Source organism: Bradyrhizobium sp. MI1.4 (assembly GCF_055811315.1).
Window position 1 is genome coordinate 59067 of sequence record NZ_JBVVPP010000023.1, and the last position, 21994, is coordinate 81060.

General features: G+C 63.9%; 20 protein-coding genes. 18 read left to right on the plus strand and 2 right to left on the minus strand.

Translation table 11 applies throughout. From position 1 onward, the window contains the following. Positions 1 to 15 precede the first annotated feature (15 nt). On the minus strand, positions 16 to 972 hold the full coding sequence (locus AC0L23_RS23550; RefSeq protein WP_456652362.1) for a MurR/RpiR family transcriptional regulator: 957 nt from the start codon (positions 970 to 972) through the stop codon (positions 16 to 18). Between the two features lie 23 nt (positions 973 to 995). Next, entirely contained in the window at positions 996 to 1196 is a 201-nt protein-coding gene (locus AC0L23_RS23555) for a hypothetical protein (RefSeq protein WP_157643066.1), read from the minus strand. A gap of 15 nt (positions 1197 to 1211) precedes the next feature. Here AC0L23_RS23555 and AC0L23_RS23560 point away from each other — a divergent pair, with 15 nt between their 5' ends. The 18 genes from AC0L23_RS23560 to AC0L23_RS23645 all read left to right on the plus strand — a co-directional run bounded on the left by AC0L23_RS23560 (position 1212) and on the right by AC0L23_RS23645 (position 21993). Further along, positions 1212 to 2753: an ABC transporter substrate-binding protein gene (locus AC0L23_RS23560; protein WP_473297677.1), complete on the plus strand. Its 1542-nt coding sequence runs from the start codon at positions 1212 to 1214 to the stop codon at positions 2751 to 2753. Positions 2754 to 2831: 78 nt separating this feature from the next. Beyond that, positions 2832 to 3776, plus strand: coding sequence for an ABC transporter permease (locus AC0L23_RS23565; RefSeq protein ID WP_007608695.1), 945 nt, complete (start codon positions 2832 to 2834; stop codon positions 3774 to 3776). Continuing rightward, a complete protein-coding gene (locus AC0L23_RS23570) occupies positions 3773 to 4633 on the plus strand; it encodes an ABC transporter permease (protein WP_018458745.1) in 861 nt (286 codons plus the stop codon). Before AC0L23_RS23565 ends, AC0L23_RS23570 begins: the two co-directional genes overlap by 4 nt. A gap of 3 nt (positions 4634 to 4636) precedes the next feature. Beyond that, complete coding sequence (locus tag AC0L23_RS23575; RefSeq protein WP_026233650.1) at positions 4637 to 5611, plus strand: ABC transporter ATP-binding protein; 975 nt, start codon at positions 4637 to 4639, stop codon at positions 5609 to 5611. Continuing rightward, positions 5608 to 6573, plus strand: a complete 966-nt coding sequence (locus AC0L23_RS23580) for an ABC transporter ATP-binding protein (protein WP_018458743.1) — start codon at positions 5608 to 5610, stop codon at positions 6571 to 6573. The genes AC0L23_RS23575 and AC0L23_RS23580 overlap by 4 nt, the downstream gene beginning before the upstream one ends. Before the next feature lie 339 nt (positions 6574 to 6912). Next, on the plus strand, positions 6913 to 8163 hold the full coding sequence (locus AC0L23_RS23585; RefSeq protein WP_026233649.1) for an ABC transporter substrate-binding protein: 1251 nt from the start codon (positions 6913 to 6915) through the stop codon (positions 8161 to 8163). 130 nt (positions 8164 to 8293) lie between these two features. After that, positions 8294 to 9121: an AraC family transcriptional regulator gene (locus tag AC0L23_RS23590; RefSeq protein WP_027569321.1), complete on the plus strand. Its 828-nt coding sequence runs from the start codon at positions 8294 to 8296 to the stop codon at positions 9119 to 9121. A gap of 200 nt (positions 9122 to 9321) precedes the next feature. Then, complete coding sequence (locus tag AC0L23_RS23595; protein ID WP_018458740.1) at positions 9322 to 10332, plus strand: branched-chain amino acid ABC transporter permease; 1011 nt, start codon at positions 9322 to 9324, stop codon at positions 10330 to 10332. A 1-nt stretch (position 10333) separates the two neighbouring features. Then, entirely contained in the window at positions 10334 to 11452 is a 1119-nt protein-coding gene (locus AC0L23_RS23600) for a branched-chain amino acid ABC transporter permease (protein ID WP_473357446.1), read from the plus strand. Further along, positions 11445 to 12227, plus strand: a complete 783-nt coding sequence (locus AC0L23_RS23605; protein WP_007593014.1) for an ABC transporter ATP-binding protein — start codon at positions 11445 to 11447, stop codon at positions 12225 to 12227. Before AC0L23_RS23600 ends, AC0L23_RS23605 begins: the two co-directional genes overlap by 8 nt. After that, on the plus strand, positions 12220 to 14433 hold the full coding sequence (locus AC0L23_RS23610; RefSeq protein ID WP_018458737.1) for an ABC transporter permease: 2214 nt from the start codon (positions 12220 to 12222) through the stop codon (positions 14431 to 14433). Before AC0L23_RS23605 ends, AC0L23_RS23610 begins: the two co-directional genes overlap by 8 nt. 3 nt (positions 14434 to 14436) lie before the next feature. Continuing rightward, a complete protein-coding gene (locus AC0L23_RS23615; RefSeq protein WP_473297681.1) occupies positions 14437 to 15270 on the plus strand; it encodes a phosphoenolpyruvate hydrolase family protein in 834 nt (277 codons plus the stop codon). Between the two features lie 25 nt (positions 15271 to 15295). After that, on the plus strand, positions 15296 to 18199 hold the full coding sequence (locus AC0L23_RS23620) for a flotillin family protein (RefSeq protein WP_026233647.1): 2904 nt from the start codon (positions 15296 to 15298) through the stop codon (positions 18197 to 18199). Between the two features lie 9 nt (positions 18200 to 18208). Continuing rightward, complete coding sequence (locus AC0L23_RS23625; RefSeq protein WP_018458734.1) at positions 18209 to 18646, plus strand: SRPBCC family protein; 438 nt, start codon at positions 18209 to 18211, stop codon at positions 18644 to 18646. Positions 18647 to 18651: 5 nt separating this feature from the next. Then, positions 18652 to 19101: an SRPBCC family protein gene (locus tag AC0L23_RS23630; RefSeq protein WP_018458733.1), complete on the plus strand. Its 450-nt coding sequence runs from the start codon at positions 18652 to 18654 to the stop codon at positions 19099 to 19101. Continuing rightward, the gene (locus AC0L23_RS23635) at positions 19098 to 19916 is read left to right on the plus strand and encodes an FAD binding domain-containing protein (protein WP_018458732.1); all 819 of its coding nucleotides are present in this window, start codon (positions 19098 to 19100) and stop codon (positions 19914 to 19916) included. The genes AC0L23_RS23630 and AC0L23_RS23635 overlap by 4 nt, the downstream gene beginning before the upstream one ends. Positions 19917 to 19921: 5 nt before the next feature. Then, the gene (locus AC0L23_RS23640; protein ID WP_007593025.1) at positions 19922 to 20398 is read left to right on the plus strand and encodes a (2Fe-2S)-binding protein; all 477 of its coding nucleotides are present in this window, start codon (positions 19922 to 19924) and stop codon (positions 20396 to 20398) included. 11 nt (positions 20399 to 20409) lie between these two features. After that, positions 20410 to 21993 (plus strand): xanthine dehydrogenase family protein molybdopterin-binding subunit, encoded by a 1584-nt coding sequence (locus AC0L23_RS23645; RefSeq protein WP_473297685.1) that lies wholly within the window; start codon positions 20410 to 20412, stop codon positions 21991 to 21993. The last annotated feature ends 1 nt before the right edge of the window (position 21994 follow it).

A 21994-nucleotide genomic window follows, 5' to 3' on the forward strand; every position in this document is an offset into this window, starting at 1 on the left:
GGGCTAATTGCCCGCTCAGTCTCCCAGCGGCCCTTTGGCGTCCCCGTCGCTCCCCTTCAGCAACTCGTATTTGATCCGCCGCATGCGCGCCTGGACTTCGAGCGGTTTGCAATAGGCAGTTGACGCCGCAAGCAGATCGATGGTGGCGAGAAATGCATAGCGCGACGCCGTCGGCTTGAGCGCGTCGGGCGCCTCGGGCACGTGTACGCCAAGCGCAATATCGGCGATCGAGGCCAGCCTGCTTTGCGGCTTGGTAATTGCGATGACCAAGGCGCCGTATTGCTTGGCGATACTGGCTGCCTCGATCACCTCGTTGGCTGCACCGGTGGTCGAGATGGCAACGACGACATCATCCCGTCCGAAGGTCGCGGCAATCATGCGCATCAAGCTCGGATCGGAGGCATGCGAGACGGCAATCCCAAGACGAAAGAACCGGTTCTGAACCTCCGCCGCCGCAAGAGTGGAACCGCCCCCCACCCCGAACGCTGCAAGCTTCGAACAGCGGGAGATAGCTTCGGCAGCCCGCTCGATGTCCTCCTTGCGAAGTCCCTCCTCGGCAGCGGCAATTGCACGGCGAATTTCCTGAAACACCGACCGCCAGAGCGCGGGGCGCGCCAGATCGGTCCCGACATGCGGGGGAAGCTCAACGTAAATCCGCCCGACCGCCATTGCTTGAGCCAGCCTCACCTTGAGGTCGCGGACGCCCCGGCAACCGACGGAGCGGCTGAACCGGGTTACCGTCGGCTCGCTGACGCGCGCCCGACGGGCCAACTCGGAATTGCTGGCGTGAACGGCAAACTCCATATCGGCCAGCAGCACCGTGGCAACGCGTTGCTCGGACGGGCTGAGGCTTAGAGCGCTCTGCCTGATGAGGGAGATGATGTCGCCGGCCACGACATTGTCGTCGCCGGGCGGCTTCGAGATTGCTGCACCAACGGCTCTCGCCGGGTGATTTCGCTTTGCACGCGCCATTGCCCGCCCTTTCCCAGGTCAGATCAACCTGCGCCCTTGGCAAGAAGCTGCCGTAAGAAACCTTCAGCATCGACCAAACGTATATCGGCATGCCACATCAATAACAGCATTTTCTGCTTGATAATTGCCAAATTGTGTATGTAACTTTCAAACAAGCAATAGCGTGCCGTCAGCCCAACAGCTGAAAGGCACATCCCTGCACCGGGAAGCAGGCGGCTCAACAAGGCGGGAGGGCGATCATGAGATACGGTCCAAGTGTCTTGATGCGTGGCGTCGTGGGGCTGGCCACCGCGTCATTTTTGATTGCGCAGGCCAATGCCGCCACCCTGCTACGCGAAGCCACCATCGGAGAACCGCCGCCGCTCGATGTCATGCTGACGACCGCCGACGTCGCATCGGTCATCGGCCGCCACATCTTCGAGACCCTGTATGCGCTAGACTCGACCTATACGCCGCGTCCGATGCTGGCCGAGGGCGATCGCACGGAAGACGGCGGTCGGACCATCGTCATCAAGCTCCGCGAAGGTGTCCTCTTCCACAACGGCAAGGAGATGACCGCCAAGGACGTGGTCGCCTCGATGACGCGATGGGGCAGTTTCGGTGCGCGCGGCAAGCTCCTGATGGCGGCGGCTACGTCGGTCGAGGCGACCGGAAAGTATGAAGTCACGCTGAAATTGTCCGCGCCGAACGGCGCCTGGAAGGCTCTCATTGCGGACGTCAATGGCGGTCTTGTGATCTATCCGGAAGACATAGCCGCCAAAGCGGGGAACCGGCCGATCGAGCAAAAGGACTATATCGGCACCGGGCCCTACAAGTTCGTGGAGTGGCGGCCGAACCGCTATGTCGAGGTGGAGAGGTTCGAGGGCTACAAGCCGGTGAAGGAAAAGGGTGACGGCTTCGCCGGCGCCCGCGTTGCGAGCTTCGACAAGATCCGGTTCATTCCGGTGCCTGACGTCGGCACGCGCGTGAGCGGCGTGCAGGCGGGTGACTACGACTACGCGGAAATGATCTCCGGCGATCTGTACGAGTCCCTGAGCAAAGATCCATCGGTCCAGGTGCAGCGTACCAACGCGCCGATCTTCGGCCTTTTCTTCATGAACTCGAAGCAGGGAATCCTGAAGGACAATTACAAGCTCCGCCGCGCCATCCAGACCGCGTTGGACAAGTCGCAGGCGCTGCGCGTCGCCTTCGGTCCCAAAGACCTGTGGAATGCCGAAGGATCGATCTTTCCCAATGGCACCCCCTGGTACTCGACGGAAGGCGCCTCAAATTATAGTGCGCACGATCCGAAGAAGGCCAAGGAGCTCGCAAAGGAGGCGGACTACACGGGGACGCCGATCCGCCTGCTGGTCTCGACGAACTATCAGGCACACTATGACGAAGCCTCTGTCTTCACCCGTCAGCTGGCCGACGCCGGAATCAATGTTCAGATGATGGTCGTCGATTGGGCGACCCTTCTGAAGATGCGCGGCCAACCGGAACAGTGGGACATCTTCGTCACCCACCATTCCTTCGCGCCGGACCCGCTGCTGCTCACGTTCCTGAATGCGAGCTATCCCGGCTGGTGGGACAGCCCGGAGATCGGCTCGCTTCGGGCCGAGTTGATCAACACGACCGATCCAGCCGCGCGCAAGTCGACATGGGACAAGATCCAGTCGCTGATCTATGAGCAGGTACCGGTGATGAAAGTAGGCGATGCCTACACCTACGACATTGCTTCTCCCAAGCTCAAGGGGCTCAACCCAAACGGTCCCGTGTTCTGGAATGTGTCCACGAAATAAGGACGGGCAATGAGGCCGCGAGGACTGTCGAGCGCCGGCGCCGGCGCGCATCGTTGCCGCTGACAGGCGCCCAATCACATGTGGTCTTACGCATTCAAGCGCGCAGGAACGACGGCGGTGACGCTGCTGGCAGCGTCCATCATCATCTTCGCGTTCATCCATATCGTGCCGGGTGACCCGATCTATGTTTTGCTCGGTGATACCGCGACTCCCGACCAGATCGACGCCTTGCGACACCAGCTCGGTCTCGACCAACCGATCATCCTGCAATATCTCACTTGGGCCGGCCATGTGCTCGAGGGCGACCTCGGGCGGTCGATCTTCTTCCAGGCGCCCGTGCTGTCGGTGATTGCCGACGGCGCCGAGACCAGCACCTTGCTCGCCACCATGACGATGATCTGGGTTGCCGTCATCGGCGTGCCGATCGGAATGATTGCGGCGGTCCGGCACGGCACGTGGCTCGATCAGGGATTGTCCGGTGGGGCGATGCTGATGGCCTCGATACCCACGTTCTGGGTCGGGCTCTATCTGATCCTGATCTTCGCCGCGTGGCTCGGCTGGTTTCCGAGCTCCGGCTATCCGTCGATCTTCGAAGGCGGTGTCGTCAATCTCCGCTATCTCGTCCTCCCCAGCCTGGCGCTTGCGGCTCCGAATGCTGCTTTGATCCTGCGGCTGACGCGCGCCAGCATGCTCGACGTCTCCCGGGAGGACTACGTGCGCACGGCGCGGGCAAAGGGAATCCGGCCGTGGCAGGTCGTGCGCCGCCACATCTGGCGCAATGCACTCCTGGCGGTCGTCTCGGCCTTCGGCTTCACCTTCGCCGCGCTGCTGTCCGAGGCGGTGGTGACCGAAACCGTGTTTGCCCTGCCCGGCATCGGCCGCCTCGTCGTTCAGTCGATCCTTCGCCGAGACTACCCTGTGATCCAGGGCGTCATCCTGGTCATCGTGGTGGTTTATCTCCTGATCAATCTGATCGTCGATCTGAGCTATCGTCTGCTCGATCCGCGGGTTGAACTTCAATGAGCAGCAACAGCGTGACATTGTGGCTCAAGCCGTTCATCGCCCGCCCGATCGCGCTGGCCGGGCTCGGCGTCCTTCTGGCGACTGTGCTCGCCGCGGTCTTCGCACCCTGGCTGTCGCCTTACGATCCGTATGCCATCGATCCCCTGATCCGCCTGACGCCCCCGAACATGACCCACTGGTTCGGCACCGACCAATTCGGCCGGGATACCCTGTCGCGCACCATTCATTCAGCACGCATGGCACTTTTGATCGGCTCGGGCGTGGTCGTCTTCGCTCTCGCGACAGGCGTTCCGGCCGGCGTACTTTCCGCACTGTTCCCGCGGCTGGGTCACCTGCTGATGCGCATGGTCGACGTGCTGATGGCCTTCCCGACTCTGCTTCTCGCACTTGGCCTGATTGTCATCTTGAGCCCGAGTGTGGCCACCGTCATTCTGGCCATTGGGATCGGCTACATGACGACGACGACCCGCATCGTCTACGGACTGACGCTGCGCTTGCGCGCGGAAACCTATGTCGAGGCGTCCCGCAGCATGGGCGCCGGAGCGGCATGGCTCATCAGTCGGCACATCTTGCCGAACCTGGTCTCGCCACTTCTCGTGCAGGCCAGCTTCGTCTTCGCGTTCGCGCAGCTCGGCGCGGCTTCACTCGATTTCCTGGGCCTCGGCGCCCCTCCGGACATTCCGAGCTGGGGCAATATGCTGGCGGAGTCACGGACCTTCATCACCCGCGCGCCGTGGCTGCTCTTCTTCCCGGGCATGATGATCGTGGCGACGGCATTTTCTCTGAACCTGGTCGGCGATGCATTGCGCGATCGACTCGATCCGCGGTTCCGTCAAGTCTTTGGTGAGAAGGGTTAGGCCGTGCTGACAGTTTGCGACCTTACGGTGTCAGTGGGGCCGGAAACCGCGCCGGTCGACATCGTCGCGGGCGTGTCCTTCGGCTTGGCCAAGGGCGAAATCCTCGGCCTCGTCGGCGAGTCCGGCTGCGGAAAGAGCATGACCTCGCTTGCGGTCATGGGATTGCTGCCGCAGCCCGGTCCCCGAGTCCGGGCCGGGCGCGTCCTGTTGGAGGGCTGCGACGTAACGCAGCTGCAGCCCTGGCAACGTGTCGAAGCGGGCCACGGCCGCATGGCAATGATCTTTCAGGAGCCGATGACCTCACTGAACCCTGTTCGTCGGATCGGCGATCAGATCGCCGAAGCCGTACGCGTGCATGAGGGAATTTCGGGCGCAGCGGCGCTGGTCCGTGCGCGCGAACTGCTCGAACTGGTACGTATGCCGGACCCCAAAATGCAGCTGTCCGCGTATCCCCATCAGTTGTCCGGAGGCCAACGCCAGCGGGTCATGATCGCGATTGCGCTGGCCTGCAGGCCACAGGTGCTGGTCGCCGACGAACCGACCACTGCGCTGGATGTCACCATACAGGTTCAGATTCTCGGGCTCTTGCGCGAGCTCTGCAATCGGCTCGATATGGCGATATTGTTCATCACTCACGACATGGGAGTCATTGCGCAGCTCGCCGATCGTGTCGCTGTCATGTACGCCGGCCAGATCGTGGAAACCGCTTCAGTCGATGCGCTGTTCGGCGCACCCCGTCATCATTACACCCGCGGACTGATGGATTGCATGCCGTCGCGAAATTCCGGCGCGCGCCGGCTGCCGACCATTTCTGGTCAGCCGCCGCTGCCAGGTTCGGTCGCCGCTGGCTGCGTGTTTGCCTTGCGTTGCGCAGCGGTGCGCGATGAGTGCCGCGTGGCGACCCCGCCCCGCCTGGAGGCTTCCCAAGGGCACGAGGTGCTCTGCGCGTTTCCGCTGGCCGGCGGAGAGCTGCCATGAGCGGCAATGTAATCCTCGAGGTCCGGGACATGATGGTCTCGTTCAGTGCCAGGCGGGCCGGTCGGAAATACCGGGTGCAGGCGGTGGATGGTGTATCGCTGTCGCTGGCCGAAGGCGAGGTCCTCGGGATCGTGGGCGAGTCCGGCTGCGGCAAGACCACGCTGGGCCGAGCCCTCGTCGGGCTGGTCCAGCCCGACAGCGGCAACTTCAATTTGAAGGGAACCGAAATGATCGGAGCCCGCGGCTCCGGCCTCCGCGAGATGCGTCTGAGCGTCCGGATGGTTTTCCAGGACCCCAATGCATCGCTCAACCCGCGGCGCGCAATTGGAGATTCGGTGGCGGAGGCGGCCGACATCAGCGGCTTCTTCAAGAACCGCGCCGAGCGCAGCGCGGCCATAGCTGCCACCTTGACGGCCGTCGGGTTGAACCCGTCTTTCGCCGCTCGCTACCCCTACGAACTGAGTGGCGGGCAACGGCAACGGGTCGGAATCGCACGCGCCATTCTTCCCACGCCGTGCATCATCGTCGCCGACGAGCCGGTCTCGGCCCTCGACGTGTCCGTGCAGGCCCAAGTGCTCAATCTGATGATGGATCTGCGTGACCAATTGAGACTGTCGATGCTCTTCATCTCGCACGACCTTGGCGTGATCGGGCAGATCAGCAGCCGCGTTGCTGTCATGTATATGGGCCGCATCGTGGAGCAGGCCGGGACGCGGACGGTCCTGGATCATCCGCTCCATCCCTATACGCGCGCGTTGGTGGCGGCAATTCCGAAGCCCGATCCATCGAAACGGATCCAGGGCGCGATCGAAATGGGTGAACCGCCAAGCCTCTTCACGCGACCGCACGGCTGTGCATATGCGCCCCGCTGCCCTATGGCCAGCGATCGCTGTCTCGTCGATGTGCCACAACTTCGATTTGTCGGTGCGGACGGTCGGACGATCGCCTGCCACAACGTATAACCAGCGAGTGCCGCGCGCCGCGAAATGACGCAACGCCTACGATTGATTTCTCCTCTATTCGAGCGATCCAATTCAAGCGGCGGCAGTCCGCGGCCGCCATGCGGCTGGCGGGTGCAAATCGGGAAGCCTGACGCCTGTTGCACCGCGATGTTAATCGCGACGCAACATTCAAAATGAGACTGCCCGTTAAGCCGCGCACGGCTCCAGCACGTGCGCTGCATCGGAGTTCGGTTAGCCTCCGTTTCAAGCACCGTTAGCCTTGTCCGAACGCCGCACCGCGCGGCGGGCGCGTCAAGGCGCGGTGAAAAACAGTGACAAGAACGCCCAGGGAGGAGAGCAATGTTGAAAGGCAGTCTAGGACTGATCGCGTTGAGCAGCCTGTTACTTTCGGGCACCGCCTTCGCACAGGAGAAGATCAAGGTCGGCGTCACCGCGACGCTCGAAGGCACCTACACCGTACTCGGCGAGGACGGCATCCGCGGCTTCCAGACGGCCCTCAACGTCCTCGGCAAGAAGGTCGGCGACAAGGAACTCGAATTTGTCATCGCCTCGACCGACGCGACGCCGGACTCCGCCGTACGAGCCGTGCGCAAGCTGATCGAGCAGGACAAGGTACAGATCCTGCTGTCGCCGCTCTCTGGTGACGAAGGCATCGCGGTCAAAAATTTTGCAAAGACCCATCCCGAACTGACCTTCATCAACGCCGCCTCCGGGGCCCAGGAAACGACCTATGTCGATCCGGCTCCGAACTTTTTCCGCTACAACATGGACGGTGCGCAGTGGCAGGTGGGCCTCGGCAAATATGCTTATGACGAAAAGAAGTATCGCAAGATCGCGACCGTCGGCGAAGACTACTCCTTCATCTATACGCAGGTGTTCGGCCTCGTGCTCGAGTTCTGCGGTGCCGGCGGACAGGTCACCAACCGGCAATGGGTGCCGCTCGGCACCAAGGACTTTGCCTCGGTCATCGCCGCACTGCCCGACGACGTCGACGCAATCTATCTCGGCCTCGGCGGCGCCGACGCCGTCAACTTCCTGAATCAGTACCAGCAGGCCGGCGGCAAGGCGCATCTGATGGGCGGCTCGATCATGATCGACCAGACCATCCTGTCGTCCAAGGGAAACGCCAAGAATGCCCTGATCGGCACGCTGGCCGCGAGCGGCCAGGCCGACACTTGGGAGAACCCAAGTTGGCAGAAGTTCGTGAAGGACTATCAGGACGCCTTCCCGCCCAACAAGCGCTTCCCGAGCCCATCGCTGCTCGCCACCAACTATTACGGCTCGACCATGGCGCTGATCCAGGCGCTCCGCCAGGTCAATGGCGATCTCTCCAACAATCAGGCCAAGTACAAGGAGGCCCTTGCCAAGATCGAGATCGACGCACCCAACGGCAAGATCAAGCTGGACTCCAACCGCCAGGCGATCGGCACCAACTTTGTCACCGAGGTCGTCGACGACGGCAAGGGCGCGCTGTTCTCAAAGGTCGTGAAGGTGATCCCGGACGTCAACCAAACGCTGGGCTACGATCCCGCGGTGTTCGCCAAAATCGGTTTGCCGAGCCGCACAGTACCGGAATGTAAGAAATACTGACCTAGTCTCATTCGCGAGCGATGACCGGCCGGGGAGAGATTTGCCAGAAGCGCGACACGTGCGCCCTTGCATTCTCTCCTCGGTTGTTGAACGCTACCAAAAAATACCAAGAGCTTTTGGGAGGAGAGGCATGAGCCGGGCGCTCGCCGTCTTCCACGGCCGCTTTGGTCGGGCGACGGTCTATCAGTTGAACCGCCCTTTCAACATCCACGCACATCGCGAAGGTCATTTGATCTTCCATGTCGGCGGGCGTTCCGCATGCATCGATGTCAGTGACGGACGTTACGAGCTCACCGAAGGTTCCGTCGTCGCGGTCAATCCGTGGGAGCCGCATAATTTCCTGCCGTCCGATCTCGAAGGCGGCGCCGTTTTCTTCGTGCTCTACGTCAATGCGGAGTGGTTTGCGCCCGACGCGCCCGGCGCCGACCGCCTGCGCTTCGGCCGCACCCAGTTCACGCGGTCCGTTGCGCTGGACAAGCACATCAGGCACGCAGCCGCCCTCGTGTGCGGCGCTCCCTCGCTCAACAGCCTCGATGGCGAGCTGAGAAGCCTGATCGACATCTGTTATGACGAAAGCTGGCAACAGGCGGCGACCGCGCGCGATCCGCGCGCAAACGGTTCCGTCACGGATTTTCGTGTGCGCAAGTGCATCAAGATGATGTCGGAGAGTCCTGGCGCCGAGATCGAGCTCGATACCATCGCGCGCGAATCTGGCCTTTCCCGGCCGCATTTCTACCGGCTCTTCCGCACCCAGACCGGCGTCACGCCACACCTCTATCTCAACACGCTGATGATGGAGCAGGCGCTGGAGGCGCTGGTGGCGAGCGAAGCGCCGATCGCCGATATCGGCTTCGATCTCGGCTTCTCGTCGCAGAGCGGATTCACCCGCTTCTTCGCTGCCAATGTCGGCATGGCGCCGACCGATTATCGCCGCGCGGCCAAGGTTTTGCGCGCCTGAGGTCACGCGAAAAGATACTCACGATCAAGCGCCTCCGTTACAGCCGCATTAGGATGCGACAAACGCGATCCCGAAACGAGGATCGCGCGCGATAGGGAGCGCACGTTCATGGCAGGGCTTGCGGCCGGCGACGGTCTGCGTGCCCCTCCGCCCCGCTTGCGGGGTGAGAGATGGGGTGACGCGAAGACGGAGCGGCGATCATGACCCGCTTTGTCGAACGCCATCCCGCCTGGGCACTGATTGTCATCATCGCAATCGCGGTAGCACTCTGGCTAATTTTCGCAGTGTGGCCGCAGAGCGTCGAAGATGCGTTCGGCCGCAAGCGGGTCTTCCTCAACGCGCTCTTCAACGGCATCACGCTCGGCGGTCTCTATTTCCTCGTCGCCAGCGGCTTTACGCTGATCTTCGGCTTAATGCGTAACGTCAACCTCGCGCACGGCTCGCTCTATTTGTTCGGCGGCTATGTCGGCTACGCCATCAGCGTCGCGACCGGTTCATGGGTCCTCAGCTTCATCGTCGCTTTCATCCTGACGGCACTGGTCGGCGTCCTGCTCCAGGTCCTCGTCTTCCGCCGCATGGAAGGCCAGGACCTGCGCCAGACCATGGTGACGATCGGACTCTCGATCGTGTTCGCCGATTTGATGCTGTGGGCATGCGGTGGCGATTTCTATCAGATCCAGACCCCGAACTGGCTGATCGGACCTGTGGAGCTGCCGCTGGTCACTGCGGTCAAGTCCTCAGGTGAGCCGGTCTATCTCCGCTATCCCCTGGTCCGACTCGTGATCTTCGTCGCCTCCGTCGTGATCGGCGTGGCGATGTGGCTGGCGCTCAACCGCACGCGCATCGGCATGATCATCCGCGCCGGGGTCGACGATCGCGACATCCTGGCTGCGACCGGAGTACGGATCCAACTCGTTTTCGTGGTGGTGTTTGCGCTCGGCGCCGGCCTCGCTGGCGTTGCGGGCGTTGTCGGCGGAACGTTCCAGTCGCTCTCACCCGGCGAGGATATCCGCTTCCTGCTCGCCTCCCTCGTCGTTGTGATCGTCGGTGGCATGGGCTCGATCCCAGGGGCTGCGCTGGGCGCGCTCATCATCGGCCTCGCCGAACAGCTCGGCTCGGTCTACATCCCGACCTACGCCATCGTCGTGACCTTCCTGATCATGGTTTTGGTGCTGGCAATTCGGCCGCAGGGCCTGTTGACGAGGCGCTGACATGTCCCTCGCCCACGACGCCCGCGTCCCGGTTCGTCCCGCCACTGCGGTGCAGCGCTCGAAATTGCGCGGATGGCCGGAGATCGACAATCCGGCGGCCTGGGCCGTCGCGGCCATTCTCCTAATCATGCCCCTGATCGCCAACGGCTTCTTCCTGATCGAGATCTTTGCGACCACGCTGATCCTCGGAACCATGGCGCTGAGTCTGATGTTTCTTGCCGGCTATGGCGGCATGGTCAGCCTGATGCAGCTCACCATCGCGGGTTTCTCCGCCTATATGGTCGCGGTGTTTGGCGTCAGCGGCAACGCCAATATCAGCCTGGGCTGGCCGTGGTGGCTTGCGGTCCCAATGGCGCTCGCGCTCGCGACCATATTCGGCACGCTCGGCGGCGCGCTGGCGGTGCGCACCGAGGGCATCTACACCATCATGATCACGCTCGCGATCGGCGCGGCGTTCTATTATTTCACTAACCAGAACTGGGCGATCTTCAACGGTCATACCGGCATCAATACCGTTGCCACACCGCATTTCTGGGGCGTCAACTGGCGCGCCGACATTCCATTCTACTATATCGTCCTCGCAGTAGCCGCGCTGTGCTACTTCGCCGTCGACTACATCTCCCGCGCACCGTTCGGCCTCGCGTTGCAAGGTGTCCGCGACAATCCCCGCCGCATGGCGGCACTCGGCTTCAACGTCAATGCGCATCGCGTCGCGGCCTACGTCTTCGCGTCCTTCGTCGCGGCGCTGGCAGGGGTACTCCAGGTCTGGAATTACCGGCAGATTTCGCCGGGATCCGTGAGCGTTGGGGCCTGCATCGATATCCTCATCATCGCAGTCGTCGGCGGCATCACGCGTCCCATCGGACCCTTTATCGGCGCGCTGATCTTCGTACTGCTGCGGACCTTCGCACTCGACTTCCTGGTCAAGCTGGGGCTCGACGGCAACCGCTTTCGGCTCCTGATCGGCCTCGGCTTCCTCGCTATCGTGTTCTGGTCCTCGGACGGCGTCATCGGACTCTGGCAGAGCTGGCGGCGCCGCCAACGCTCCGGCGCGGCAAGTTCAAGCGGACGACGTGGCCGAGAATCTGAAGGATCCAGCCAAGGATCCCACCATGGATAGCGTCGCGCAACGCCTCTCTGTCGTGGGCGCCGGCGCGGCGCTGGAGCTGCGCGGCGTGACACGTCTGTTCGGCGCGCTGGCGGCACTCACCGACATCACCATTACCGTCCGCCCCGGCGAACGGCGCGCCGTGCTTGGCTCTAACGGCGCCGGCAAGACTACGCTGTTCAACTGCATCACCGGCGACTTCCCACCTTCTTCCGGCACCATCCGCTTCTTCGGCGAGGACGTCACGCACTTCCCGCCCTATGAGCGCATCCGCCGTGGCCTGCGCCGGACTTACCAGATCTCCGCGCTGTTTCCGGGCCTTACCGTCCAGGACAATGTCTACCTCGCCTGCCGTGGCGTCTCACGGGGACGCTTCTCGTTTCTCCGCCCCGGTCAGAACGATGCGTTGATGCACGCGGCCGAAAATCTCGTACAGGCCGTCCATCTCTCGGGCGTGAAGGATCAGCGCGTTGCCGAGCTCGCGCATGGCCAGCAGCGCCAGCTCGAGATCGCACTTGCGCTTGCCGGCGCGCCGCGATTCGTCCTGTTCGATGAACCCGCCGCGGGGCTGTCGCCGACCGAGCGTGCCGAGCTGATCGAGATATTGACCTCCCTGCCCGCGCATATCGGCTACATCATCATCGAGCACGACATGGACGTCGCCCTGCGCGTCGTCGAGAGCGTCACGATGATGCACAACGGGCGGATCTTCAAGGAAGGCCGTCCGCAAGAGATCGAGTCCGATCCCGAAGTGCAGGAGCTTTACCTCGGAGGCGGCCATGAATGAGGTCCGCAGTACCGCCGCCGCGCTCGAAGTCCGCGGCCTGGACGTCTATTACGGCCATTCGCATGCGCTGCAGGGCGTGGATCTGACGCTCGAGGCCGGCGTGTTCTCGGTCGTTGGCCGCAACGGCATGGGCAAGACCACGCTATGCAAGGCCATCATGGGGCTGGTGCCGGTCAGCGGCGGCTCGATCCGCATCCGCGGGGATGAGATCACCCGACAGCCGCCTGCCCACATAGCCCGACTCGGCGTCGGCTACGTTCCGCAGGGACGGCGGCTGTGGCGTTCACTCAGCGTCGATGAGCATCTGCGGCTTGCCGCCGGCTTGCGCCGCGGCGCCTGGACGGTCGAGCGCATCTACAAGACGTTTCCGCGGTTGGCCGAGCGCAAGGATCACGGCGGCGGCCAGCTCTCCGGCGGCGAGCAACAGATGCTTGCGATCTCGCGCGCGTTGCTCACCAACCCGCGGCTCCTGATCATGGACGAGCCCACTGAGGGGCTCGCGCCCGTCATCGTGGCCCAGGTCGAGGAGATGCTGCTACGACTTGGCGAGGACGGCGACATGTCCGTGCTCGTGATCGAGCAGAATATCGGCGTGGCGACCGCCGTGTCGCGCAATGTCGCGATCATGGTCAACGGCCGCGTCAACCGCATCATCGATTCGGTGCGGCTTGCCGCCGATCGCGAACTGCAGCAGCGCCTGCTCGGTGTCGGAATGCACGCCGGACTCGAGCTCGACCTCGACGTGCCACCGGCGGATACGGAAGCGAAGCCTCGTCCGCAGCAGACGCGTCCAGGCGGCGCGATCCGCATCTACATGTCAAACCCGACGCCGCCGACACGGTGGTCGCAACCTGTGCCGATCGCCCGCATCGAGGCTGCGGCCCGCATGTTCTCGACACAGGTGATGCGACTCGACGAGACGGCACGGCGACGGCGCGAACCGGTCGCCGCACAAACGCAGGGCCCTCCGGTCGTCCTCGTCGTCGGTACGCTCGACACCAAGGGCACGGAGCTCCGCTTCATCCGCGACATCATCGCCGGGACCGGCCTGCGAACCCGATTGGTCGATGTCTCCACCAGCGGCAGGCACGCGGCCAGCGACGTCTCCGCCCAGGAGATTGCCTTGAACCATGGTCGCGGCGGATCGGCGGTATTCGGACCCGACCGCGGCGCCGCCGTCGCCGCGATGGCCGAGGCCTTCGCCAGCTGGTTGCGACGCCAGAACAATGTTGCCGGCGTGATTTCTGCCGGTGGCTCGGGCGCAGCGTCGCTGGTCGCGCCCGGTATGCGGATGCTTCCTGTCGGGGTGCCGAAGCTCATCGTCTCGTCCGTCGCCTCTGGCGACGTCGGGCCCTATGTCGGCCCCGCGGACATCACCATGATGCATTCGGTTACCGACGTTCAGGGCCTCAACTCGATCTCGCGCGCCGTGCTGGCCAACGGCGCCAACGCGCTGGCCGGCATGGTCAAGGCGCGCCTTGATCAGCATTCGCGGAAGGATCGCGGCGACAGCGGATTGCCGTCGGTCGGCATCACCATGTTTGGTGTCACCACGCCGGCGGGGCAGAAGATCGCGGCCGACTTGCGCGAGGATTTCGAGTGCCTGGTCTTCCACGCCACCGGCGTCGGAGGACGCTCAATGGAGAAGCTCGTCGATTCCGGACAGCTCGCAGGCGTCATCGACCTCACGACCACGGAGGTCGGCGATCTCCTGATGGGCGGCGTGTTCCCGGCCATCGACGACCGCTTTGGCGCCATCATCCGCAGCCGGGTGCCTTATGTCGGCTCGGTGGGCGCTCTGGACATGGTGAATTTCGGCGCCCCCGAGACCATCCCGGAGCGCTACCGCGGCAGGAAATTCCACGTCCACAACCCGCAGGTCACGCTGATGCGCACCACTGCAGAGGAGAACGAGCGCATGGGGCACTGGATCGCCGACCGGCTCAACCGGATGGACGGCCCGGTGCGCTTCTTCCTGCCTGAGGGCGGTGTCTCCGCGCTCGACGCGCGAGGACAGTCATTCTGGGATCCGGACGCCGATGCGGCGCTGTTCCGCACGCTGGAGCGCAACGTGCGGCAGACCGCCAACCGTCAGCTCATCCGCATTCCCAAGAATATCAATGACCCCGAGTTCGCCTCCACCATCGTCAGCGCGTTCCGAACATTGTTCGGCCGCATTGGGGCGCGCCGGAGACTAGCGAGGTGACCGATGGCCCGGTTTGAACGCGCTGCACTGTTGAATCGCTTCCGCGAGATGGCAAGGCGCGGCGAGCCCATCGTCGGCGGCGGCGCCGGCACCGGCCTGTCGGCCAAGTGCGAGGAGGCCGGCGGTGTCGACCTCATCGTCGTCTACAATTCCGGCCGCTACCGCATGGCCGGCCGAGGCTCGCTCGCGGGATTGATGGCTTACGGCGACGCCAACGCCATCGTGCTGGAGATGGCCGGCGAAGTGCTGCCCGTGGTGACCAGGACGCCAGTGCTCGCCGGCGTCAATGGCACGGATCCGTTCCGCGACATGGATCTTTTCCTGGACCAATTGAAAGCGCTCGGATTCGCTGGCGTACAAAACTTTCCGACCGTCGGCCTTATCGACGGCGTGTTCCGCGCCAATCTCGAAGAGACCGGTATGTCCTATGCCCTCGAGATCGACATGATCGCAAAGGCGCGCGAGAAGGACCTGCTGACGACGCCCTACGTCTTTAGCGAGAAGGAAGCTGCCGCGATGGCGATCGCAGGCGCGGATATCATCGTCTGTCATCTGGGCCTGACGACCGGGGGCAGCATCGGCGCGCAGACCGCACTCAAGCTGACCGATTGCCCAGCGCACATCGACACCTGGGCCTCCGCCGCGCTCGGCGTCAATCCGGACATTCTGGTGCTCGCTCACGGCGGACCAATCTGCGATCCGGACGATGCCGATTTCATCATGAGGAACACACGCAACTGCCACGGCTTCTACGGCGCCTCCTCAATGGAACGGCTGCCGGTCGAGCGGGCGCTGACGGATCAGGTTCGCAAATTCAAGGCGATCGGCGCGCGATAACGCCGAAAGGTCGAGGGAGAGAAACATGTCAGGGACTCTGGTCGGTGAATTGATCCTCTGGCTGATCGTCGCCGTCGTGGTGATCGTGGTCGGCGTCTACATCGTGAACTGGCTCTATCACCGCTCGTCCAAGGAGACCTCATTCGTCCGGACCGGCCTGCTCGGCGAGCGCGTTGTGATCAACGGCGGCGCCTTCGTGCTGCCGTTCATCCACGACTACACGCCCGTCAACATGAACGTGCAGCCGATGGGCATCGTGCGCTCCCGCCAGGACGCCGTGATCACCCGTGACCGCATGCGCGTCGACATCGAGGCCGATTTCTATGTCCGCGTGCAGGCGACCCGCGAAGCCGTGTCTATCGCGGCCGCCACACTCGGCCGCCGCACCATGGAGCCCGAACAGCTCCACGCCCTCCTCGCCGGCAAATTCATCTCGGCCATTCGTTCCGTTGCCTCGGAGATGACCCTCGAGCAGATGCACGAGCAGCGCGGTGAGTACGTCGCCCGCCTCAAGGCGAACGCCGCAGAGGCCCTCGCCCAGAACGGGCTCGAGCTGGAATCAGTCGCGATCACCGATCTCGACCAGACCGATCTCGAATTCTTCAACCCCTCGAACCGCTTCGACGCCGAAGGTCTGACCCGCCTGATGGAGGACATCGAGGCCAAGCGCAAACTGCGCAACGACATCGAGCAGGATTCGATGATCAAGATCCGCTCCCGCAACCTGGAGGCCGAGCGGCAGGCTCTCGAGATCGAACGCGAAAGCGAGACGGCGCGCCTCGAACAGGAGCGTGACATCGAGATGCGCCGCGCCCTGCAACGCACCGAGGTCGCACGCGAACGGGCCCTGCGCGAGACCGAAGCTGAGCAGGCGCAGATTTCCGCCCGTGAAACCATCGAGAAGGCGCGAATCGCCAACGACCAGGCGATCGCCGAAGCCCGTATCGCCTCGGAGCGTGAGACCCGCCAGCGGGAGATCGAGCGCACCCGCACCATCGAGGAGAAGGAACTGCTCGCACGGGAGGAAATCGAAAAAGCCCGGATCGCCAACCAGCGCTCGATCGATACCAGCCGCATCGCTTCCGAGCGCGAGGTGCGCCAGCGCGAAATCGAGCGGATGCGGACCGTCGAGGAAGCCGAGATCACCGCCCGCGAAGCGATCGAGAAAGCGCGTATCCAGCAGGACCGCGTCGTGACCGACGCCCGCATCGCTAACGAAGAGGAGACCCGGCGCCGCGAGATCGACCGGACCCGCGCCGTGGACGAAGCCGAGATTGCTGCCCGCGAGACGACCGAAAAGGCCCGCATCGCCCAGACCATGATTGTCAATGTCGAGCGCATCGCATCCGATGAGCGCACCCGTGCGCTGGAGATCCAGCAGGTGCGTAACATCCAGGAAGCCGAGATTGAGGCGCAGCGCGCGGTCGAGGCGGCGCGAATCGACCGGGAGCACAGGCTCGCCGTCGAGCGCATCGCGGTCGAGCAGAATACCCGGCAGTTGGAAATCGAGCGAAATCAGACGCTGGAAGTCGCAGAGGTCGCGGCGCGCGAAGCCACCGAAGCTGCCCGCATCACCCAGCAAGAGCGCGTGCGGTCGCTGGAAATCGCCCGCAACCGCGCCGTCGAGGAAGCCGACATTGCCTCGCGGGAAGCCATCGAAGCCGCCCGGATCGCGCAGGAGAAGTCCGTTGCAGCCGAGCGTATCCAGGCCGAGCGTGACACACGCGCGCTCGAGATCGAGCGCTCAGCCGTGCTCGAGGCGGCCGAGTTGAAGCGCCGCGACGCCATCGAGCGCCAGCGCATCGGCGTCGATCTCGCGCTCGAGGCCGAGCGGATCACGTCCTCCAAGAAGCGCGAAGTCCTCAATATCGAGCACAAGAAGGCGATCGAGATCGCGGATGAGGACCGCGTCATCGCGCTCTCGACCAAGAAGTCCGAGCGCATCGACGCCGACCGCCAGGTCAGGCAGGCCGAGATTGTCGCGCGCAAGGAGGTCGAGACCACCGACGTCTCGCGCGAGCATGCGCTAGAGGCGGCGCGAATCGAACGCCGCCGTTCGATCGAACAGCTCGAAGTCGCTCGCGTCCAGTCGCTCCAGGAAGCCGAGATTGCCGCGCGGGAAGAGGTTGAGCGCTCCCGCATCGCCTCCGATCGCGGCCTCGACGAGGCCCGCATCGGCCGCGAGCGCGAGTTGCGCAAGCTCGAAATCAATCGCGAGAAGGAGGTCGAGACCGTCTTGATGGAAAAGGCGATTGCTATCCACCTCAAGTCGCTGGAGGAATCCGCGGCCAAGGCCTCGGCTGAGGAAGCGCGGGTGCATGCCACTGAAGCCACCGAGCGCGTCATAACCGCGCGCGAGAGCGAGATCGCGAAGCGTCGCAAGACCGTGGAGATCCTGATCGCCGAGAAGCAGGCCGAGGAGACGCGAATTGCCGCGGAAGCCGAACGGATCCGCGCTGCAGTCGAGGCCGAGGCGCAGCGTATGCTCAACGAGGCCGAGAACGTGCTGACCGACCAGGCGCGCTACTCGCTATTCCGTAGAAAGCTGCTCGACCGCATCGAGGGCATCGTCCGTGAGAGCGTCAAGCCGATGGAGAAGATCGAGGGCATCCGCATCCTGCAAGTCGATGGTCTCAACGGCAACGGCCATGGCGGGAATGGCGGCCGTAGCGCCACCGACGAGGTGATCGACTCGGCGCTGCGCTACCGCGTCCAGGCGCCGCTGATCGATTCGCTTCTGGCGGACATCGGCGTCGAAGGTGGCAGCCTCGCCAAGATGCCAGGCCTGATCCGGGAAGCTCGCGACATGCAGGGCATCAAGGACTCCGCGCGCAAGAGCGGCGGCGGTGGCGAGAAGCCAGCCGCTGCACCCTCGCCTGCAGCCGACGGCGAGCCGCCCGCCGAGCGCAGCCCCCGAAAGAAGAGCTGAGGTCGCACCATGGCCCGCGTCTACGTCTCGACCGTCGTCAAGGCGCGCAACGATCGCGTCTGGGCGCGCGTGCGCGACTTCAACGGTCTGCCGAACTGGCATCCCGCGATTGCGGAAAGCCGCATCGAGGGTGGCGAGCCCTCCGACAAGATCGGCTGCGTCAGGGATTTTCGCCTCCGCAACGGCGATCGCATCCGGGAAAAGCTGCTTGGCCTGTCCGATTACGACATGTTCTGCACCTACTCGATCCTCGAATCCCCGATGGGGGTCGAGGACTACGTCGCGACGCTTCGGCTGACGCCGGTCACGGATGGCGACCAGACCTTCATGGAATGGACCGCTGAGTTCGAATGCGCACCCGAGCGGGAGGCGGAGCTTGTCGCGAATATCGGCGGCGGCGTGTTCCAGGGCGGCTTCGACGCCCTCAAACGCCAGTTCGGAGGCTGAGCGCAGTGCCGCATATCGTCAAGAGCACGATCCTGGATGCGCCGACCGGGTCCGTGTGGGCGGTGCTGCGCGATTTCAACGGGCACGATCGCTGGCATCCGGCGGTCGCGGCCTCCACGATCGAGCGGGCGCAGGCCTCGGACAAGATCGGCTGCGTCAGGCGGTTCAAGCTGCAGGACGGCTCGGAGCTGCGCGAGCAATTGCTGACGCTGTCGGATCTGGAGCAGACCTTCAGCTACTGCCTGCTCGATACGCCGGTCCCGATGTTCAACTACGTAGCCCACGTCCGCCTGCTGCCCGTGACGGACGGCGACCGTACCTTCTGGCACTGGGAATCGCGCTTCTCGACGCGGCCGGAGGACAAGGATCGTATCACCCACATGGTCGCGGAAGATATCTACCAAGCGGGATTCGTAGCGATCCGCCGACACCTCAAGGAGGCTGTGTCAACATGACTGTGACGGTGAAGACCTTCACAAGCTCGAGCGAGGCCGCCGCCGCGCTGTCGTCCGATCGCACCGCTCGCTATCTCGGTGGCGGCACGCTCGTGATGCGCGCTCTGAACGAAGGCGATATCTCGCTCTCGACCATCGTGCGCGCCAATGACCAAGCCTTGACGCGCATCGACCCATCTGGTCCGCGGATCACCTTGGGTGCTGGCGTAACTTTCGCCCGGATTCTGGGCGAGCGTGACCTCGCTTTCCTGCACGCCCCTGCCCGCTCGATTGGCGGCCCGGCGGTGCGCAACATGGGTACGGTGGGCGGCAATCTGTTTGCGCCTAATCCCTATGGCGATTTCACCGTCGCCCTGCTTGCGCTCGATGCCACGGTGGCCCTGCAAGGCGGCTTTGGATCGCGCGACATTCCAATTGAGGAGTTTTTGCAGTCACGTGAAAGGCAGGCGGGCGCGCTCGTGCTGTCGGTGTCATGCACGCGACCGACTAGCGCGGAGGCTTTTCGCTACCGCAAGATCGCACGGATCAAGCCCAAGGGCGGCTCGGTCATCACGCTCGCCGCACATCTGCCCATCAGTGGCGGGCGGGTCGCCGGGGCACGAATCGCATTGGGATCGATGGCGCCGACGCAAATACGTGCGCGGGCGGCCGAACGCGCTCTGGAAGGTCGCTCGCTCGATGCCGCGACCGTTGCGGCCGCAGCCTCCGCAGCGGCGGAAGGAACATCGCCCTCCGACAACGCGCTCGGCAGCGCCTGGTACCGCCGCGAGATCGTCGGCGTCCATCTGCGTCGTCTTCTCTTGGGTCAGGAATAGATCGTATGGCCAAGACTGCCCTGCAATTTCGTCACAATGGCAGCGATGTCGCCATTTTCGTCGATGGCGGCACCAACCTGCTCGTCGCGCTTCGCGAATTGATCGGCGACATGACGCCGAAATTCGGCTGCGGCCAGGGGGGCTGCGGCACGTGTAGCGTCCTGATCGACGGCGAGCTCCATCTCTCCTGTCTGACGCTGGCCGAGACCGTCGCCGGCCGCTCTGTCGAGACGCTGGATAGCCTGAAGCAGGGACCGAACCTCCATCCGCTGCAGCGCGCCTTCGCCGAGAATTTTGCTGCCCAGTGCGGCTATTGCACGCCGGGCATGCTGATGGCTGCCAAGGCGCTGCTCGACCGCAATCCCTCCCCGAGCCGCGCCGAGATCGTGGAGGCGATCTCCGGCAACATCTGCCGCTGCACCGGCTACGAGCCGATCATCAACGCCATCCTCGCCGCCTCCGGCGGCAGGGTGAGCGCCTGAAGGACCAGATCATGCTGGAACTACGCAAGGACATCTTCGCCGACGAGCGCGACGATAATCTCAACGAGATCGGCAAGGGCACACAGCGCCAGGACATGCTTGGCCATGTCACGGGCACCTCGAGCTATTTCAACGACCACAAGCTCCAGGGCATGCTGCACCTGAAAGTCGTTCGCTCGACCCATTCGCATGCAAGGATCCGGCGGATCGATACCGCGGACGCCGAGCGCTCAGCCGGCGTGCGCCGGATCATCCGCGGCTCCGACGTGCCCCGCAACCTCAACACACTTTTGAGCCTGATCAATTTCGGCAAGGACGACGAACCATCGCTGGCCGTCGACAAGGTCCGCTACAAGGGTGAGCCGATCCTGGCCATCGTCGCCGACAGCGAGCGCGAGGCGTTCGAGGCGATCGCAAAGGTGCGGATCGACTATGAGCCGTTGCCAACCGTGTTCGACGTGGAAGATGCGCTGAAGGCCGGCGCGCCCGTCGTCAACGATACCTATCCGAAGAATGCCTTCATTTATCACGACACATACGACCACCAAAAGCTCCGCTTCGGCGATGCCGATGCCGCACTCGCGACCGCCGATCACGTGCTTGAACAACGCTACCAGATGTCACCAATCGAGCACGCGCCGACCGAAACCAATGGGTCGATCGCGGCGCCCGACACCAACGGGCGCTATGTCGTCTATACGTCGACGCAGGCGCTGTTCTTCTCGGTCGACACCTGCGCCAAGATCCTCGACGTCCCTTCCAACACCTTCCATTTCATTGGCGGCACCGTCGGCGGCGGCTTTGGCGGCAAGGTCGACACGCTGACCGAACCGTTATGCATCCTGGGTGCGATGCTGACGGGACGTCCCGTGCGCTACGTGTTCGGACGCGAAGAAGAGATGCAATACGGCCCGCCGCGCGGCGCCGAGCGCATCTACATCAAGGACGGCGTGATGCGCGATGGCCGCGTCGTCGCGAGAAAGATCCGCGCATATTTCGACAGCGGCGCATATACGCGGCTCTCCAGTTATGCAGCGGTGAAATGCGCAGCCCATCTGCCAGGACCCTACACCATCCCGAACGTCTATGGCGACGTCTACTGCGTCTTCACCAACCGTACGCCTGCAACCGCGATGCGCGGCTTCGGCGTCACCGCCATGGACTTTGCGATCGAATGCCAGATGGACAAGCTCGCGAACCTCGTCGGCATGGATCCGATGGAGTTCCGCATCCTCAATGCCTATCGCGACGGCGACATGAAGGCGCATCGGCGCGAGGCCAAGAACACGGCGCTGATCGAGTGCGTCCAGGTCGCGGCCGAGAAAGCCAAATGGCCGATCCGCGACGAGTTCAAGCGCGCCTCCTCCCGCAAAGACGGAGGCGGCAGCCGCGCTGCCATCCCGCGGACGCCTGCCGACATCCACGTACGGACGACCGCGCCGGCGCAGCAGCGCACGAGCTATGATCGCCTGCCAACGGCCGCGTCGCGCGAACCCCCGCGCGAGCCCCCACCGCCCGCACCGCCACCGCGACCAACATCGCCCTCGCATGGGGCGGCCCGGTTCTCATCCGTGTTCGGCACCAGGAGGCGTTGAG

What these genes read in the sequence shown, in the direction of transcription:
- AC0L23_RS23550 (WP_456652362.1), bottom strand. Translation starts at nt 972, where the DNA reads ATGGCGCGTGCAAAGCGAAATCACCCGGCGAGAGCCGTTGGTGCAGCA.
- AC0L23_RS23560 (WP_473297677.1), top strand. Translation starts at nt 1,212, where the DNA reads ATGAGATACGGTCCAAGTGTCTTGATGCGTGGCGTCGTGGGGCTGGCC.
- AC0L23_RS23565 (WP_007608695.1), top strand. Translation starts at nt 2,832, where the DNA reads ATGTGGTCTTACGCATTCAAGCGCGCAGGAACGACGGCGGTGACGCTG.
- AC0L23_RS23570 (WP_018458745.1), top strand. Translation starts at nt 3,773, where the DNA reads ATGAGCAGCAACAGCGTGACATTGTGGCTCAAGCCGTTCATCGCCCGC.
- AC0L23_RS23580 (WP_018458743.1), top strand. Translation starts at nt 5,608, where the DNA reads ATGAGCGGCAATGTAATCCTCGAGGTCCGGGACATGATGGTCTCGTTC.
- AC0L23_RS23585 (WP_026233649.1), top strand. Translation starts at nt 6,913, where the DNA reads ATGTTGAAAGGCAGTCTAGGACTGATCGCGTTGAGCAGCCTGTTACTT.
- AC0L23_RS23590 (WP_027569321.1), top strand. Translation starts at nt 8,294, where the DNA reads ATGAGCCGGGCGCTCGCCGTCTTCCACGGCCGCTTTGGTCGGGCGACG.
- AC0L23_RS23595 (WP_018458740.1), top strand. Translation starts at nt 9,322, where the DNA reads ATGACCCGCTTTGTCGAACGCCATCCCGCCTGGGCACTGATTGTCATC.
- AC0L23_RS23600 (WP_473357446.1), top strand. Translation starts at nt 10,334, where the DNA reads ATGTCCCTCGCCCACGACGCCCGCGTCCCGGTTCGTCCCGCCACTGCG.
- AC0L23_RS23605 (WP_007593014.1), top strand. Translation starts at nt 11,445, where the DNA reads ATGGATAGCGTCGCGCAACGCCTCTCTGTCGTGGGCGCCGGCGCGGCG.
- AC0L23_RS23610 (WP_018458737.1), top strand. Translation starts at nt 12,220, where the DNA reads ATGAATGAGGTCCGCAGTACCGCCGCCGCGCTCGAAGTCCGCGGCCTG.
- AC0L23_RS23615 (WP_473297681.1), top strand. Translation starts at nt 14,437, where the DNA reads ATGGCCCGGTTTGAACGCGCTGCACTGTTGAATCGCTTCCGCGAGATG.
- AC0L23_RS23620 (WP_026233647.1), top strand. Translation starts at nt 15,296, where the DNA reads ATGTCAGGGACTCTGGTCGGTGAATTGATCCTCTGGCTGATCGTCGCC.
- AC0L23_RS23625 (WP_018458734.1), top strand. Translation starts at nt 18,209, where the DNA reads ATGGCCCGCGTCTACGTCTCGACCGTCGTCAAGGCGCGCAACGATCGC.
- AC0L23_RS23635 (WP_018458732.1), top strand. Translation starts at nt 19,098, where the DNA reads ATGACTGTGACGGTGAAGACCTTCACAAGCTCGAGCGAGGCCGCCGCC.
- AC0L23_RS23640 (WP_007593025.1), top strand. Translation starts at nt 19,922, where the DNA reads ATGGCCAAGACTGCCCTGCAATTTCGTCACAATGGCAGCGATGTCGCC.
- AC0L23_RS23645 (WP_473297685.1), top strand. Translation starts at nt 20,410, where the DNA reads ATGCTGGAACTACGCAAGGACATCTTCGCCGACGAGCGCGACGATAAT.